The 15,811-nt window shown below is 52.6% G+C and carries 15 protein-coding genes; 5 read left to right on the plus strand and 10 right to left on the minus strand.

Going from position 1 to position 15,811, the window contains the following annotated elements:
* Window positions 1-338 precede the first annotated feature (338 nt).
* The 5 genes from NOU37_04540 to NOU37_04560 form a co-directional block, all read right to left on the minus strand.
* Window positions 339-995, minus strand: a complete 657-nt coding sequence (locus NOU37_04540) for a hypothetical protein (protein ID MCQ4574494.1) — start codon at window positions 993-995, stop codon at window positions 339-341.
* A 53-nt stretch (window positions 996-1,048) separates the two neighbouring features.
* Window positions 1,049-2,104 carry a metallophosphoesterase gene (locus NOU37_04545; protein ID MCQ4574495.1) on the minus strand — a complete coding sequence of 352 codons (1,056 nt, stop codon included), beginning with the start codon at window positions 2,102-2,104 and terminating at the stop codon, window positions 1,049-1,051.
* A gap of 136 nt (window positions 2,105-2,240) precedes the next feature.
* Window positions 2,241-3,260: a cytochrome-c peroxidase gene (locus NOU37_04550; protein ID MCQ4574496.1), complete on the minus strand. Its 1,020-nt coding sequence runs from the start codon at window positions 3,258-3,260 to the stop codon at window positions 2,241-2,243.
* Window positions 3,261-3,335: 75 nt separating this feature from the next.
* Window positions 3,336-4,487, minus strand: a complete 1,152-nt coding sequence (locus NOU37_04555) for a cytochrome-c peroxidase (GenBank protein ID MCQ4574497.1) — start codon at window positions 4,485-4,487, stop codon at window positions 3,336-3,338.
* 11 nt (window positions 4,488-4,498) lie between these two features.
* Window positions 4,499-5,026, minus strand: coding sequence for a peroxiredoxin (locus tag NOU37_04560; protein MCQ4574498.1), 528 nt, complete (start codon window positions 5,024-5,026; stop codon window positions 4,499-4,501).
* A gap of 255 nt (window positions 5,027-5,281) precedes the next feature.
* Here NOU37_04560 and NOU37_04565 point away from each other — a divergent pair, with 255 nt between their 5' ends.
* The 3 genes from NOU37_04565 to NOU37_04575 are packed head-to-tail and all read left to right on the plus strand — an operon-like array spanning window position 5,282 to window position 8,997.
* A complete protein-coding gene (locus tag NOU37_04565; protein MCQ4574499.1) occupies window positions 5,282-6,445 on the plus strand; it encodes a ChaN family lipoprotein in 1,164 nt (387 codons plus the stop codon).
* 1 nt (window position 6,446) lies between these two features.
* A complete protein-coding gene (bioF, locus tag NOU37_04570) occupies window positions 6,447-7,655 on the plus strand; it encodes an 8-amino-7-oxononanoate synthase (GenBank protein MCQ4574500.1) in 1,209 nt (402 codons plus the stop codon).
* A 34-nt stretch (window positions 7,656-7,689) separates the two neighbouring features.
* Complete coding sequence (locus NOU37_04575; GenBank protein MCQ4574501.1) at window positions 7,690-8,997, plus strand: porin; 1,308 nt, start codon at window positions 7,690-7,692, stop codon at window positions 8,995-8,997.
* 59 nt (window positions 8,998-9,056) lie between these two features.
* Here the strand turns inward: NOU37_04575 and NOU37_04580 are convergent, their stop codons facing one another.
* A complete protein-coding gene (locus NOU37_04580) occupies window positions 9,057-9,917 on the minus strand; it encodes a DUF4292 domain-containing protein (GenBank protein ID MCQ4574502.1) in 861 nt (286 codons plus the stop codon).
* On the opposite strand from NOU37_04580, the gene NOU37_04585 reads away from it, so the two are divergent.
* A complete protein-coding gene (locus NOU37_04585) occupies window positions 9,909-11,081 on the plus strand; it encodes a PQQ-binding-like beta-propeller repeat protein (GenBank protein ID MCQ4574503.1) in 1,173 nt (390 codons plus the stop codon). The two genes, NOU37_04580 and NOU37_04585, sit on opposite strands and share 9 nt — an antisense overlap.
* Before the next feature lie 113 nt (window positions 11,082-11,194).
* Here NOU37_04585 and NOU37_04590 read toward each other — a convergent pair whose 3' ends face one another.
* The 4 genes from NOU37_04590 to NOU37_04605 are packed head-to-tail and all read right to left on the minus strand — an operon-like array spanning window position 11,195 to window position 14,952.
* Entirely contained in the window at window positions 11,195-12,439 is a 1,245-nt protein-coding gene (locus tag NOU37_04590; GenBank protein ID MCQ4574504.1) for a competence/damage-inducible protein A, read from the minus strand.
* A gap of 53 nt (window positions 12,440-12,492) precedes the next feature.
* Window positions 12,493-13,581: a nicotinate-nucleotide--dimethylbenzimidazole phosphoribosyltransferase gene (gene cobT, locus NOU37_04595; GenBank protein ID MCQ4574505.1), complete on the minus strand. Its 1,089-nt coding sequence runs from the start codon at window positions 13,579-13,581 to the stop codon at window positions 12,493-12,495.
* A gap of 2 nt (window positions 13,582-13,583) precedes the next feature.
* On the minus strand, window positions 13,584-14,183 hold the full coding sequence (gene scpB / locus NOU37_04600; GenBank protein ID MCQ4574506.1) for an SMC-Scp complex subunit ScpB: 600 nt from the start codon (window positions 14,181-14,183) through the stop codon (window positions 13,584-13,586).
* A 7-nt stretch (window positions 14,184-14,190) separates the two neighbouring features.
* Window positions 14,191-14,952 (minus strand): hypothetical protein, encoded by a 762-nt coding sequence (locus NOU37_04605; protein ID MCQ4574507.1) that lies wholly within the window; start codon window positions 14,950-14,952, stop codon window positions 14,191-14,193.
* 385 nt (window positions 14,953-15,337) lie between these two features.
* On the opposite strand from NOU37_04605, the gene NOU37_04610 reads away from it, so the two are divergent.
* Window positions 15,338-15,808 carry a hypothetical protein gene (locus NOU37_04610; protein MCQ4574508.1) on the plus strand — a complete coding sequence of 157 codons (471 nt, stop codon included), beginning with the start codon at window positions 15,338-15,340 and terminating at the stop codon, window positions 15,806-15,808.
* The last annotated feature ends 3 nt before the right edge of the window (window positions 15,809-15,811 follow it).

Consider the following 15,811-nt stretch of genomic DNA (forward strand, 5'->3'; position numbering starts at 1 on the left):
GGGGGCAGATGGACTGTACGCCTAGACGCGTGCAAGATATAAGAGAAATAGCCACCCCTCACCTATGGCGAGGCGGATAAACGAATGTCACCCAACCTCCGTGGGGGAAGGAAGATACTTATATTGGGCCTGAATGTCAAGAAGAAAAAGGAAAAAGAGGTTGGGGAGACCCTCGAAAACCTACGTAACACCTTGTGAGTAATAGACTAACAGGAATCAAAAATATCCGCCTCGTCTCCATCTGCCTAGGGGGCAGATGGATTGTGCGCCTGAGCGCGTACAAGATATAAGAGAAATAGCCACCCCTCACCTATGGCGAGGCGGAATTATATCCCTTTTTAATGCTTCCCGTACTCTAGGGGCGTGCCCTTTCTGGTCGATAGTATATAGGCCTCCAGCTCCTTCATTTCCTTGCCGCTTTCATCTAGTTTTTGGCCCTCCAACGGGTTTTCAATGCACCAGTTAATCATTTCTCTGAGTAAGACGGCCTTCTTGAGCTGTGTCTGAAATTTGGGATACGTTTCAGGATGGGTGTTAGAGCCGTCTGGATGGCACATATCGCAAGAAATGCCGTTGGTGCCCAACTTGGGGGAATGGTAGAGCTCGTAGCCCTTTTTTATCATCCTGTCCACCTCCGACTGGAAAGTCTTTTCCTCTCGGGGTGTATGAGAGGTTCCCTTGTGGGCAAGGAGCTTCGACGTCTTGAGCTCTTCATAAGCTACCAGCATGGTACTGGCTACCTTCTGAGCGGTTTCCCTCGGCAGGGGCTCTCCGGGTTCAACTCCGTCTACTGCGATTATGACCTTGGTCTTGCCGTCACACAACCTGAACAGCCGCACCCCCTCTACGGTGGGCGGAAGGTATTTGGTGCATGACATGGTCCCGAGGTATTTTACGTCCGTCTGTGCGTTGTCTATGCCGGCCTTGGTTTCATTCAGGCCGGAGAGGAGCAACAGGGATACCGTTGTTAATAGAGATATATGGCCGGATTTCATGGTAAGACCTCCTGAAAACCTGATGATCCGAAAATGTCTCGTTTTAGAAGCCTCTAATAGGATGGTCCTGGCTCAAACGTGCCAAGGGCTTGGGTCATCCACAACCTTGGTATTTCCTCGTACGTTATAAGCCGTGGCTTACGTGCCCAAAGGTTGTACGTGGTATTCACCTGTCCGCTTGAGAGTACGTCAAAAGTGCCGTCTCCACAACCGTCAAACTGGTCGAACGGGTCTGCCCTGTCCATCTGGATGGTAAGTTTCGGGATGCCCCTGGGTGCGTAGGGCCATGGCCAAGCCGTGGAGAGCATGCCGTGGAAGGTTATGTTGCCGATTTGGTTGAGCAGGACCTGGTGCGTGTGTCCATGCACTACCGTTACGGCGTCAAACCTGGATAGGATTTCCTGGACCTGTTCTGCGTCGTCCGTCCAGAAGTTCCACGGTTTGTAGTACTTATAGAGTGGAGAGTGCGAGAAGACTATCACGGGTGTTGAGCTGTCAATCTTTGAAAGGTCTTCTTTCAACCACTCCCTTTGCTCCTTACCTACCGTAAAAGACCTGCCGTTGGGGTTGTCGAGCTGGGCCATGAAGAGCATCCTCTCCATAGGCGTCATCTTGGGCTTGGTCCAGTAGTCCTCGACTATCACGCTGTTCAGCACCACGAAGTGGACCCCCTTATGGTCAAAGGAGTAGATGTCCTTGCCGAACAGTTCTCTCCACTTCTTTCCCATATCGAAGTACCAGTCGTGTTCTCCCACCATCATCTGGACGGGCGCCTTGAGTTGGCTCAGGATCTGGTTGCCCAGTTCCAGCTCTCCCGGCAGGCCGAGTTGTGCCAGGTCTCCTCCATACAGGATAAAGTCCGGCTGCGGGTCGAGGCTGTTCATGTCGTTTATGCCCTTTTCAAGCGACCTGACAAACCGTTCATTGACCTTTCTTTCGTAGAGGTGAGAGTCTGAAACGTATGCGAAGGTAAAAGGAGTTCCCTCCTCGTGTGCAGCGGCCTCCATCTTGAATAGACCGATACTACCGAGTCCCGTCGTTGAGACTGCAACCTTTAAAAAATCGCGGCGTGTTATTGAAGAGTTGCTCTGTACTCTTCTGGTTTTCATGGGATTTTGTCCTCCTAAAAAGACAAAAGTATGAAGGGTAGTTGGGTGTGCTGATACAGGCCCGTATTACGCTACCGGCTCGACCTCCCAATTCTCGTTGTCCCACGCGTGTCTTGTCGTACCATGCTTTACGTCGTTATTTCGTTGATTTTACCAGTTGATCAATGTTGCTGCTGGTCAATGACTTCATAAACTCTACGAGCGCCTTCTTTTCCTCTTCGGTCAGATTTAGGGGTCTTATCTCTCCTGAAAGAAAGGGGTTAGGGTTCCCTCCCCTGTCGTAGAATTCTACCACGTCTTCCAGCGTCTGCTCGCTGCCGTCATGCATGTACGGTGCGGTAAGAGCGATGTCCCGAAGGGTGGGCGTCTTGAAGGCCCCCTTGTCCTTTTCCTCCTTTGTCACGTCATATCTTCCCAGGTCGGGGTCAGGTTTGTCCATACCGACGCCAAGATTATGGAACTTGTTGTCGGTGAAGAGGGCGTAGCTCCCCACAAACTCGTGGCACGTTATGCAGCGGCCCTTTTCTTCAAATACTACAAGCCCTTTTTTTTCCTCATCGCTGAGGGCATTCTCGTCGCCCGCGTACATGAACTGGTCAAACGGCGAGTTTCCGGAGAGAAGCGTCCTCTCGAACGAGGCTATGGCCCGGGCTATGTTGTCTATAGTAATCTCTTCACCGAAGGCGTCCTGGAATGCCTGTTGGTACTCCTTTATGTCCCTCAGTTTCTCGACAACCGCATCGTGCGATGGCATCCCCATCTCGACCGGGTTTATCAGGGGTCCCTTCACCTGTTCCTCAAGCGATGGCGCACGGCCGTCCCAGAACTGTAGGTCATAGTTGGCCGCGTTCAGCGTGGTGGGCGCGCTCCTGACGCCCTTCTGTCCGTCTATGCCGGTGGACACAGGCGCTGCGTCAGCAAAGCCCTTTTCAGGGTCATGGCACGTGGCACAGCTTATTGTGTCGTTGGCGGAAAGGCGCTTGTCAAAATACAGCTTCTTGCCCAGGGCTACCTTTTCAGGCGTGACGGGGTTGTCCTCGGGGACGATGGGTTCGGGTACTCCAAGCGGAGGTCCGTTCTCCTCCGCTGTTACGGGACGGAAAGCTACATGGACGGAGACGATAAAAAGGATGAAAAACAGGGCCCTCACGTACATTAACACAGCCCTCCTCTCCATACTTTCACTTTCCTAAAGCCAGCGCAAAGGTAAATAATAAATCAAGTTGCAACGCTACCTGTGCTTCCCGCAGACCCCGGGCATGTCTCTTGATGTAAGTGATTTCATGAACTCAACAAGTGCAACTTCCTCGGTGTAAGTCAGGTTGAGTGGCGTTATTGCCCCGTCGAGGTTTGGGTTGCGGTTACCGCCTCTGTCGTAGAACTCAACCACCTCTTCCAGGGTGTGCTCGCTGCCGTCGTGCATATACGGGGCGGTGAGGGCGATGTTTCGCAAGCTGGGCGTCTTGAACGCACCCTTGTCCTTTTCCTTGCCTGTTACGAGATAGCGTCCCAGGTCCGGGTTTTTGCTGTTAATACCCACGCCCAGGTTGTGAAAGTTGTTATCGCTGAAGAGGGCGTAACTGGCGGTGAACGGGTGACACGTGATACAGCGGCCCTTGCCCGCAAATACTTCCATCCCGAGCTTTGCCAGTTCACTTATAGCGTTATCCTCTCCACCGTAACGGAACCGGTCAAACGGGGAGTTGCCGGAAAGGAGCGTCCTCTCGTAGGCCGCTATCGCCTTAACGACATTATCGATGGTTATTTCACCGCCAAAAACCTTTTGGAAGTGTTTTCGGTATTCATCGATGCCTTTCAGTTTCTCTACCAGGAAGTCGTGAGAGGGCATCCCCATCTCTATCGGGTTGGTAGGAGGGCCCTTTGCCTGTTCTTCGAGTGTAGGGGCCCGCCCGTCCCAGAACTGCGTGTCCATATAAGCGGCGTTGACGCTCGGCGGTGCGCTTCGTCCGCCCTTTTGCCCGTTTATGCCGGTGGATACCGCCCCGGCGTCTGTGCCGGAGAGCATCAGGTCATGACACGTCGCACAGCTTACCGTGTCGTCGAATGACAGGCGTGTGTCGAAGTAGAGCTTCTTGCCCAGGACGACCTTTCCACAACTCATCGGGTTATCTGCGGGTATATCCAGGTCGGGGAGGCCCAGAGGGGCCTTTAGTTTTTGACGGCCACCTTCTTCTATTAGCCGGCATTCCTTCTTTTTGGCGCAGCACCCTTTTTGCTTAACGTCTTTAGAGCAGCAATCCCTGCCCAGCGAAAGCACCATCGGCTTGTCGTAGATTTCCGATAATGACTTTGCAAAGGAGGAATCTATGTTAAAGACAAGCAGTAACGTCAAAAACAATGATAGTACGTAAATATGCATCATGCAACCTCCCCCTATGCCTTACCGAGAGTTTTTTGCCCGGGTTCCCAATGTACGGGGCACAGTTCCCCACTCTGCAGCGCCTGGAGGACACGCAGGGTCTCCTGCACGTTCCTTCCCACACTGAGGTCAGACACTACTGAGTAGCGCAGCATCCCCTCAGAATCTATGATAAACGTGCCGCGGAGTGCGATACCCTTGTCCGGGAGCAATACACCGTAGGCACTGCTCAGCCGGTGCGAGGTGTCGGCGATGACGGGATATGTTACGCCCTTAAGCCGGCTGTCAGTCTCATACCAGTTCTTGTGTGAAAACTCGCTGTCCGTGCTTGCGGCCAGAACGACGGCGTTCAGCTTCTTGAAATCCTTTTCCATCTGCGCGAATCTTTCTATCTCCGTGGGGCATACAAAGGTAAAGTCCAGCGGATAGAAGAAGAGCACGGTCCACTTGCCTTTGTAATCACTGAGCTTAACCGTTTTGAAATCACCGTTTACGTAGGCGGTCTCTTCAAAGGCGGGGGCCCTCTGTCCAACCTTTATCATGTCAAAACCCTCCTTCACAGTCTAGATTTAGTTGATGAAAAATCTATTCTGAACAGTATACTGTCTTACTCTGGTTCAGCGCGAGCATTTCCTAAAGTAAACTCTATCGCAGTAAAAAGCAACCACGATTATGCTGCCGTTAAGTCGAATGGCGCCTGTTTATTTGTTAACGACGCATGGAAAGAAAGGGACACGAACATCATGCCTTCACACAAGCCTTGGCCGTTCTTGGGCTTACTGTTATCCTGGGGGTTAGTGTTTACCGCGCTTGTGGAGGTTGCGGGTGAGGAGGGGATGAGGGAGTTCCCGTCCGAGCTTGCCGTCGGCGATATAATTCACGTTGCATCGGGTGAGAAGATTAACTTCCCGGAGCTTGCTGACTTTCTTGACGGCGTGCGGGTCGTGTACGTGGGAGAGGTGCATACAAACGCCGAGTCCCACGAGTTCCAGTTGGAGCTGCTTAAGGAGGCTTATAAAAGATACGGTAACAATATAGCAATCGGTATGGAGATGTTCAAGAGGCCGTACCAGGGCGTCCTCGACAGGTGGACCAGGGGTGAAATAAGCGAACAGGAACTGCTACGCGACACACACTGGAAGCAGGAGTGGGGCTATGATTACAGTCTGTATAAAGACATTATGGATTTCGCGCGTGAGAAAAAGGTCCCCGTTATTGCGCTTAACGTCAGGAAGGAACTGCAGAAAAAGGTGAGCAGGAAAGGTCTCAGCGGCCTGAGCAACGCGGAGAGCGTTGAGTTGCCCAGTATTGATACTACAGACCCTTACCACAGACTCTATCTGCAGAAGATCTTCAGGGGACATACCGACATGAGCGGTGATTTTGAGAAATTTTATGAGGTGCAGTGTGTGTGGGAAGACGTGATGGCTGACAGCATATCAAAATATCTTTCCTCCCCGGAGGGTAAGGACAAGAAGAAGTTCCTGGCGTTCATGGGCGACAGCCATATTATTTACCATTTTGGCGTACCCAAAAGGGTTTTCCGTCGCACGCACCTGCCTTATTATACAGTCTATGCGTATCAGTTGATGGATACAGAGCCGGACGAAGAGCACAGTCTGTTCCAAAGTGACATACCCCTGCAGCCGGCGGATTTTATAAGGGTTATCCATCCGTCCGAGCGGAAAGAAAAGAGGGCGGTCATGGGAGTGATGATTCGTGACATCGGTAAGGACAAGGTCGTAATTCAAGACGTGCTTAAAGGCAGCCCTGCGGAGGCTGCTGGTTTGCAGGTCGGGGACATTGTCCTGTCCATGGACGGGCAGCGTGTTGGAGAGATACAGGAGATGATTCTCCTTCTCCGGCAGAAGAAGCTGGGAGAAACGAGCAGGCTTGAGATATCGCGTGAGGGTAAAAGTATGACGGTGAACGTCTCCTTCTTTGAGATAAAAAAGGAGTGAAATGACTGTTAAACAGGGCCATAGTGCATTTATGGACTTTATATGTGACGAGTTAAGGTTGCTGGAGGAGACCGGTCTCTACAGGACGCCAGTGGTGATAGAAGGCGTCCAGGGCCCGCACGTGACCGTCGGTGGCAACAGGTACCTCTCTTTTTGTTCCAATAATTACCTGGGCCTGGCCGACCACCCCCGGATAAAGGAGGCGGCAATGGAGGCCATTTCCAGCTACGGCTGGGGCGCGCGGGCGTCCAGATTGATGTCAGGTACCAGCATATTACACGAGAGGCTTGAGACTGAGATTGCGCGTTTCAAGTGCACGGAGGCGGCCCTGGTGTTCCCCACAGGATATATGGCCAACCTCGGCGCCATCTGTTCCCTGGCGGGCAGGGGTGATTTGATAATCTGTGACAGGTTCAACCATGCCAGCATAATAGACGCCTCCAGGCAGTCGGGGGCGGACCTGAGAGTTTATGCCCATAATGACGTAGAGGCCCTTGAGAGGATTTTGACGCGGGCTTCGCATAATTATGAAAAGATACTCATCGTCACGGACGGAGTCTTTAGTGTGGATGGCGATATAGCGCCCATTCCGGAGATAGTGTCTGTTGCCGGGAGGTTCGCCCATCAGGTGATGACTATGGTGGACGACGCCCACGGTACCGGTGTGTTCGGCAGGAGAGGCGGAGGCCTCTTGGAGCATTTCGGACGAAAAGGCGGTGTGGATATACAGATGGGCACACTGAGCAAGGCCTTGGGGGGCACGGGTGGTTTTGTGGCAGGGAGCAGAGAATTGATAGAGTTTTTGAAGAACAAGTCCAGGTCGTTTATATTTACCACGGCCATTCCCCCCGCCGCCTGTGCGGCAGGGCTTGAGGCGCTTAGGCTGATTGGCGGAGATGAAGGTATTGAGCGGCGCGAGCGATTGTGGGAAGGCTGCCGCCATTTGGAAAAGGGGCTGAACGCAATTGGTTTCCGCACAACCGTACAGTCCCCCATTGTTCCCGTTATCCTGGGTGAACCGCAGAGGGCGCTGGACGCCGCAAAGATTCTGTTTGAAAAAAATTTGTTAGTGCCTGCCGTTCGTCCGCCCACCGTACCCCGGGGTACGAGCAGGTTGAGGATATCGCTTACTTCTGACCATGCTGTTGAACACCTGGACCTACTACTGGATGGGCTGGCGCTCGTTAAGCGGTTAGGTACCGAAGATTAAAATACTAAAACTGTCTCAAGAGGAAAAAGGCTGTATGAATCTGGTAAACCGGGCGTATGCGTGCTTCTTAGCCTTTACAATAGTATTGTGTACAGCCGTGCCTGTGTGGTCTGTCGAGCTTACAGATAAAGAGGTTGCGGAGTTTCAAGGAGTTTTGGAGAAGAGAAGGGCCGAGCCGAAGGTCAGAGTGGGAGCACAGCCGGAACACGTACCCTCTGACATTATAAAGTTTTTTAAGCCTTTTGAGGGTATAAAGTATGGCGGATATATTGAGAACTACTACCAATATGAGAGTGTTGATCCGGGTTCAGGTGATCAAAACGCCCTTCCGCCGCTTGGTTTTCACAGGCAGGCCAACTCCTTTACAGTAAACAACATAGAGCTGTGGCTCTACAAGAATGCAAACAATCCGGGTGACATCGGGTTCAAGATAACCCTCAACTGGGGTGATCTCGCGCGGTACATAACACCTTTCGGGCCTGTGCGTGATGACAAGACCGCTCAGCCTAACCCGCCTGGTACTCCAACCGGCGGCAGGCAGACCACCTTTAGTGAAGGTTATGCCCTTTGGAACATTCCCGTTGGTAAGGGGCTTACCGCCAAGTTCGGCAAATTCGCAAGCTGGATAGGCTATGAGGACTGGGAGTCTATATTCAATCCCAATGTCACCACATCCTACATAAACAATGCCGCCACGCCCAACACCAACACCGGGCTTGGCCTCAGCTACCCCTTCACGGACCGGTTCACTCTGGATTTCTATTTTACCAATACGTTTGACACGTTCGTCAACAATAACAAGAGCTTTATGTATGGTCTCCAGTTTGACTACGACCCGCCCGACTTCTGGTTCTTTAAGAATGCCAATATAAACTTGGATACCATTTGGGGCCCGTCTGAGGCGAGTAATAATTCCGACTGGTATCAGATTTACAACCTGGCGATAACGTTCTTCCCGTATCATAAGCTGGCGTGGGTTACAAATGCCAACCTGAACCATAGCAGTGCGAAGTTAAGACGGCCGTCCGGCCGGATGAAGGACGACAACAGCGTCTGGGGTGTGGCCCAGTACTTTATATACGACCACACAGACTGGCTTGGTTTTGCTGTAAGGGGTGAGTACTTCTGGGACCAGGAGAACCTGCAGGACCTTAGCGGCGGCACGGGGGCGTCGTTGGCCGAGGTCACGTTCACGCTGAACCTGAAGCTGCGGGAGAAGCTCATGATAAGGCCGGAGATACGCTATGATAAGATCATCAGCATGCCTGGCGGGACGGCCCACGTATGGAATGGTGACAACAATAATGTCAACGGTATAGTGAGCGTGTCCTACGAGTTCTAGCGTAACATGGGTCCTTGCAGGGATGTTTTCCGGGGCTAATCCGGTATAAAAGATTCGCTCTACCGGATGTTGACAGTGGCCATGATACGGGTATAATCTCGCACATCCCCGGGCAGGAAGGTTTTTCTTCTTTTGCTCAGGCGGATAACGTTTACGTTCTTTGGCATGGTGAAGCGGAATATTTTGGGGTTAAGCTCTTCGTTAATACTTATATTCTTGAGCCTGAGGGTGAGCTTTGTCTCTCCTCTCGGCCAGTAGACATCTATGGTTCGAGGCACGTCGCATCCGTCTACGTCCTCGAAATCGTCAAACCGCGCCCTCATTCTGAGGCTGCCGTCGGGGTTATAAATGTCGTAGTTCGTTACGTTCAGGTTGTATCTGTCTACCGTGAGTTCATATCGGACTAATGCTTGCGAGTCTATCAGGCTGATGTGCCAGTATTTCGGGAGTACCTCAAACGATCTGACTGTAGCGTTTGGGGTGATATTTTCAAGTTCCAGGATGCCGGCAATCTCATTGGGCGAGAATTTTAGGCCCATATAGGTTATGTCCTGGTTGGACAGGCCTCTGTATAGTTTCTTTTCCTTGGGTACGTAGAGCCAGAACTCATGGCCATCCGACAGGATGTTGAATACAGTCTGAAAAAGTTTGGAAACGATTATCCTGAGACGTTTAGGTCTCTCCAGCCTTATGTAGGCCGTGCATGAGAGGGGCTCTTTGAGCTCCCGGGACATAAAGGTTACCTTTGCCTTGGCCTTAAGGGTGGAGATTTTTCTGGAATTTGACGCCACCGTCTCTCTTACCTCTTTGACGGTAAGCACCTTGGGAGGGCCTAGAGCGATGTGTTCCATGGCGGCGCAGCCGGCCAGCAGTGTTGCCAGCGTTATTAAGAAAGGAGAGATTGGCGAGCTATGTCTCAAACGCTAGAACCCCTTATAAAGCAAAGCCGCATGTATGCTGTTCCGTACCTGTACCTGTATATAGGTCTGTTTATTATTCACGTCAGCGTATGCGTCAGCCCCGGCCTCTGCTATGCGCAGGCCGCCGCATCTGGCTGGCCGATGTACCGGCTCGACGCCAGAAATACCGCTCAGAGCCAGTTCCCGGGCTCCCAAACAGGTAAACTCAAGTGGAGCTTCAAGACCGGCGGCCCCATAACCAGCTCCCCGTCCATCGGGCCTGATGGCACCGTTTACGTAGGCTCCAAGGACGGCAAGCTATACGCCGTCAGCCCTGGCGGCGAACTCAAGTGGACCTTTACCACTGGCGATGAGGTTGAGTCCTCACCCGCGATAGCTCAGGACGGCACCATCTATTTCGGCTCCTGGGACAACAACCTGTACGCGCTGAACCCCGACGGTACCAAAAAGTGGGCGACCTCGCTGGGTGCGGGTGTCCCGTCTTCACCCACGATCGGCGAACATGGCAACATATATATAGGCTCGTGGGATTGCAGGGTATATTCCTTAGACGCAAATGGCCAGATATGGTGGACCCTGCGCACACTGGACCACATCCTGTCAACACCTTCTGTCGCCCCTGACGGCACCATCTACTGCTGTTCCCAGGATGACAGTCTGTATGCCATGGAACCCGACGGCACGGGTAAATGGCGCTTCAGGACGCAGTACATTATAAATTCATCACCTGTCGTTGGCAAGGACGGAACAATCTACTTCACCTCTGAGGACGGGGCCCTTTATTCAGTCATGCCTGACGGTAACATGAAGTGGATATTTCAGACGGACCTGGACATCGACTCCTCCCCGGCGCTGGGTGATAACGGCATAATATACTTCGGTTCAGGGGAGAGGATGCTGTATGCCGTTGATATAGACGGCAAGGAGAAGTGGAAATACGACATAGGCGCCACCATCATCTCATCTCCTACGTTGGGCAAGGACGGTACGGTGTACGTAGGGGCTGCGGACAGTGTCTTCTATGCGATTGCCCCGGAGGGCGACCGCATTAAGTGGAGTTATAAGACGGGGGGGTCGTTTGATTTTTCGTCCGCGGCGATAGCCGAAGACGGTACCATATATGTTGGCTCCACCGACGGCGCGCTGTATGCGTTTGGTGATTGAGCCAGGCGGTATATCCTACTACACAGGAGGTTGCTTCGCTTCGCTCGCAATGACAGGTGGAGCGGTAAGTGTTCAGTGATGCAGGGTGCGTCTTGGCGCACCGGATGTTTCTCTTATAGAGCCAGCAGTTTCAACCGCAGCATATTCAGGGCTGATTTGGCGGCCATGAGTTTTATCCATTTCCGGGTGCCGTGGAACTGGAATTTTTTGGATTTTACCCCGTCCCGTGTGGCAATGGCACAGTACACAAGACCGACGCGTTCCTTCGGATGCCGGCTTGTAGGGCCCGCGGCGCCGGTTATGGACAGGCCCAGGTCTGCGCCCGCCTTCTCTCTGATGGATTTGGCCATCATCTTCGCGGTTCTGGCGTTGACCGCGCCCTTCTTGTCTATCTCGCTTTCCGGTAGTCCCGTGAGACGGGACTTGGAACGGTATGTATAGGTGACCATGTCTTCAAGGAGATAGCCTGACGCCCCCGGTACGTCGGTGAGGTAATTCCCCACCAATCCGCCGGTGCAGGATTCTGCCACTGCGATGGTCTTCTTGTGTTTCTTTAGTAACGCGGCCACCACGCCTTCGAGGGTGTCGTCACCGGTGCCGTAGACGGCGTCTCCCAGGAGGCGGCGTATCCGGGTCTCTGCGTCGTCCAGGGCCTTTCCCGCCCTTGTCTTGTCCTCCGCCTCCGCCGCAATCCGCAGCGTAATTGTGCCTTCATTCACCATTGTGCCGACGGAGGGCTTTGATTCGGGTGTCATCATGTGTCCTATCTTCTCGCCTATAGCGGCCTCGTGGATTCCAAAGACATGGAGCTTTCTATGGAGCCGGGCTATTGTGCTCTGTATCTCCGCGCGCAGGTGTGGACGCACCCAGTCCCGGAACATCCATTTCATTTCTATCGGTACACCCGGCATGCAGATAATCTCCCTGTTGTTGTGCCTGAGGGAGAAACCGGGCGCCGTGCCTATCCTGTTCGTTATGACGATAGAGCCCACCGGCATCATGGCCTGGCGGATGTTGGAAGACGGCATGTCCGCCTGCCGGCAGCGGAAGGTCTCCTTTATCTGGGCGAGGGCTGTCTCATCCCTTATCAGCGTCCTGCCCGTGGCCGTTGCAACGGCGTTCCGGGTGACGTCGTCGCGTGTAGGGCCGATGCCCCCGGTAATTACGACAAGATCGGCCCTCTCAAGGGCCCGTTCCACGGCGGAGCTTATTGCCGCGAGTTCGTCGGGTACGGTGGTATGGTGGAGAATGATCAGGCCGAGCCATGTGAGTTCTTCGGCCAGGTAGGTGGCGTTGGTGTTTACTACGTCGCCCTGTACGAGTTCACTGCCCGTAGTGATTATCTCTGCTGTCTTCATGCATGAAAGCGACAGGTAATTGTGTTACCGTACGGAACTGTAATAATTCCTACTTACTCACGGGGTGGGTAGTTGGGTTGAACCTGTTCGGTTATGGCATTGCTGACCCCTGCCTCGTTAAATGTGGCCATTTGTGTCAGCAGTTTTACGGAGGCCTCTACAAGTCCCATCGCCAGCACTGCCCCGGTGCCTTCTCCCAGGCACATCTCTAGGTCGAGTATGGGCCTCTTGCCGAGTTTCTCCAGTATTAGACGGTGGCCCCGTTCCCTGGAGAGATGGGACGCTATCAAATAACCCTTCACACGGGGCTCTATGTGGGCCGCCAGCAGGGCGCCTGCCGAGGATATGAAACCGTCTATGATTACAGGGCGCCTGTGCCTTGCCGCGCCGAGACATATCCCCGCGATGGCGCCGATTTCACATCCCCCGACCTTTGCGAGGACGTCTAAGGGGTCCTTCGGGTCGGGCTTATTTACTTCCAGGGCGGTTGCGACTATCTTGAGTTTATGGGCAAGGGCCGGGCCGTTAAGCCCCGTTCCCTGTCCCGTAGCCTCTTTTAAGTCTGCGCCGCTCAAGGCCGCGAGTATTGCGCTGCTGGGCGTGGTGTTTCCTATGCCCATATCGCCCACTGCGACCAGGTCAGCACCGTTCGGAAGCTCCTCTTCCAGTGTCTCTATGCCCAGCTCTACGGACCTTACCGCCTCTTCGGGGGACATTGCCGGCCCTGTCGCGATGTTCCCCGTGCCGTGGCGTATCTTTTTTATCTTTAAGAACCCCGGTTTCGATGGAAGCTCCCCCACCACACCGCAGTCTACAACCGTTACCCTGGCGCCTGAGTGTCTTGCCAGGACGTTCACGGCGGCACCGCCGCAAAGGAGGTTCTCTACCATTTGTCTGGTGACTTCCTGGGGAAAGGCGCTCACCCCCTCGGCAACCACGCCGTGGTCACCTGCCATGGTAAACACCACCTTGTCGGTGATTTCTCTGGTTCTTCTTATCGAGGCGTACAGCAGGGCGAGTTCCTCAAGCCGGCCAAGACTGCCTCGCGGGATGGCCCATCCATCTATCCTTGAGCGTATTTCTCCCTGCGGGTCTAAACTTAGTTCTTCGATACCGCGGGTGGTCTTCGTTAAGAGTTCCATCTTTAGGAAGAGAGTTCCAGAGTCCTTGGGAGGTCGCGTAGGGAACGGAGACCGAAGTATTCAAGAAATCTTTTGGTGGTTCCGTAGAGGAGGGGGCGTCCCAGTGTTTCGTCTTTGCCCACCACCTTTGCCAGGCCCTTGTCCATGAGGCTTCGTAACATCTGGCTCGATTCTACACCCCTGATGGCCTCTATGGTAGAACGGAGAATGGGTTGCTTGTAGGCGATGATGGATAGTGTCTCCATGGCCGCGGGTGAAAGCTTGGATTCCTGCGTCTTTTTCTCAAGTCTGGCGATCCACGGATGGTATTGCTGTCTTGAAAGCAGGAGGTAGCCGCCGGCTATTTCTTCTATCTGGAAGGCCCGGCCCGTGTCGTCGTAGTCTTTGCGCAACTGCTCGATGGTCTCAACGATCTTGCCCTTTCCATCGCCGATTATTTCTGTAAGTTTATTAGCAGTCAACGGTTGGTTAGTTGCGAAAAGTAGGGCCTCAATGACGGGACCCATCTCCTTATTTTCGCCTTCAGCGAGGTTTTCTTCTTTCATGGTATGGGTGGTTTCGTGGGTTTTGTCCTCTTGCGGATGCAGGCTTTCGATTGCCATAAGTAATTTAGTCCCTTGACGTGGGGGCCGCCGATAAGAATCTTATCTTTTGGCTGGCTATGCGTTTATATGTGTCTATGATAGTGCCCTTAAATATCTTCACCTGACCATTATAAAAATCTGTTATCTGGAACGCCTCTTCGGTCAGGAGCTTGCCGCGTTTATTGTAGGTGCTGAACATAAACTTCACTATACCAAAATCTCTACCGCTTCCATTAATCATTTCACCGACAAAGTGTGTCTCAAAGGAGTAGCTGCCCTGAAGCAGCTGGACGTTTTTATATGCAAAATCGAGCTCTATCTTGTTCCATTCCTTTGCCTTGTCCTTTTTCTTTTTCCTTTTTGTAATGCGCTTTTTTGCGGTGGGCTCTTTAGCTTTTTCTTCGGCTTTAGGCTCCTTCACGACCTCGGGTTTTTCCTTGGCCTCCGGTTTGGCCGCGTGCGGTTTTTCGACCAGCTTGTGAATCCCGCCCTTGTCTGCTTCTACGGCCTCTTTTACAGAGAACAAAGAACCTTCTTCTACCCCTTTTGCTCTGGGTTCCTTTGAGTGTTTAAGTCTCTTTTTCCTGTCTGCTTTGTGGGCCTCATCATAGGAGAATAGTGCTTCTTCTTTCTTTTCTTCGGCTTTTTCCGGTTTGGTTGCCGGCGCATGAGCTTCTCCGGCGCTCTTCTTGCCTTCAGGGTGAGCTGTGGTTTCCTTGGTGACCTTGCCGGTGCCTGCCGGCTCCTTCGCGGTTGCGGGTTTTTCCTTTACTGGACCGGCGGACACCTTCTCCCGAGAAGGCGCCCTGGAAGTGGGTTCTTTTGTTGTTGTTTGAGGAGACACACGTTTGTGGGGTGTACCAGATTTTTGTGTCTCTTGCGTAGTCGGCTTAGACGTGGTTTCTTGTGTTACACCTTCTGCAACAGAAAAGCTTACGAAGAAAAGTAGACAAAGTATGAACGAAACCAACCTCAAAACTGTGCTCCTTTTAGGTATTTATACTATAGCTGCCGACCAAATATATCATATAATCTCTTGTGTGTCAAAGGATTATATCTCAAAGGCTTGTGGTTTTAAACGTTGACATCTCGGACACTTTTGGATATTTATGTTACTGGTAGGGCGGTTTTTTGCTTCAAAGAACGGGTGGGAGCAGAAAGGGTAAAATAATATGATCAAGCTGTCCGGTTCGTATCGGCTTGCCTCTATTTCCTTGCCGGAATACGGGTTTCAGCTAAAGTCAGAAGATTTCAAGAGGTCCGGGGACGATTTCACGATATGGTTTCTGGAGGGGGTGCTGAAAAACAACCCGAACTACGTTGATTGCCTCTTGTATCTTGGAAATGCCTACACGGCCAGAGGAAGGTATAAAGACGGTTTAAAGGTTGACATGAAGCTTGCGGAACTCCAACCCGGTGACCCCATTGTACGCTACAATCTCGCCTGCAGCTATTGCCTCGTTGGTGATTTGGATGCCGCAATAAGGGTGTTGGAGATTGCGGTTGCACTTGGCTATGAGGACGTTCGACATCTGGAAAACGACAAGGACCTGGAAGGACTGAGGGGAGATAAGAGATACTGGGAACTTCTGGACAGGATTAAGGGGAAAGGCACGGTAACAGAGGACAAAGAAGGTAAGTAGGGC

Origin of the sequence: Candidatus Bathyanammoxibius amoris, from assembly GCA_024451685.1 — a bacterium.
Taxonomy (GTDB): Bacteria; Planctomycetota; Brocadiia; order Brocadiales; family Bathyanammoxibiaceae; genus Bathyanammoxibius; species Bathyanammoxibius amoris.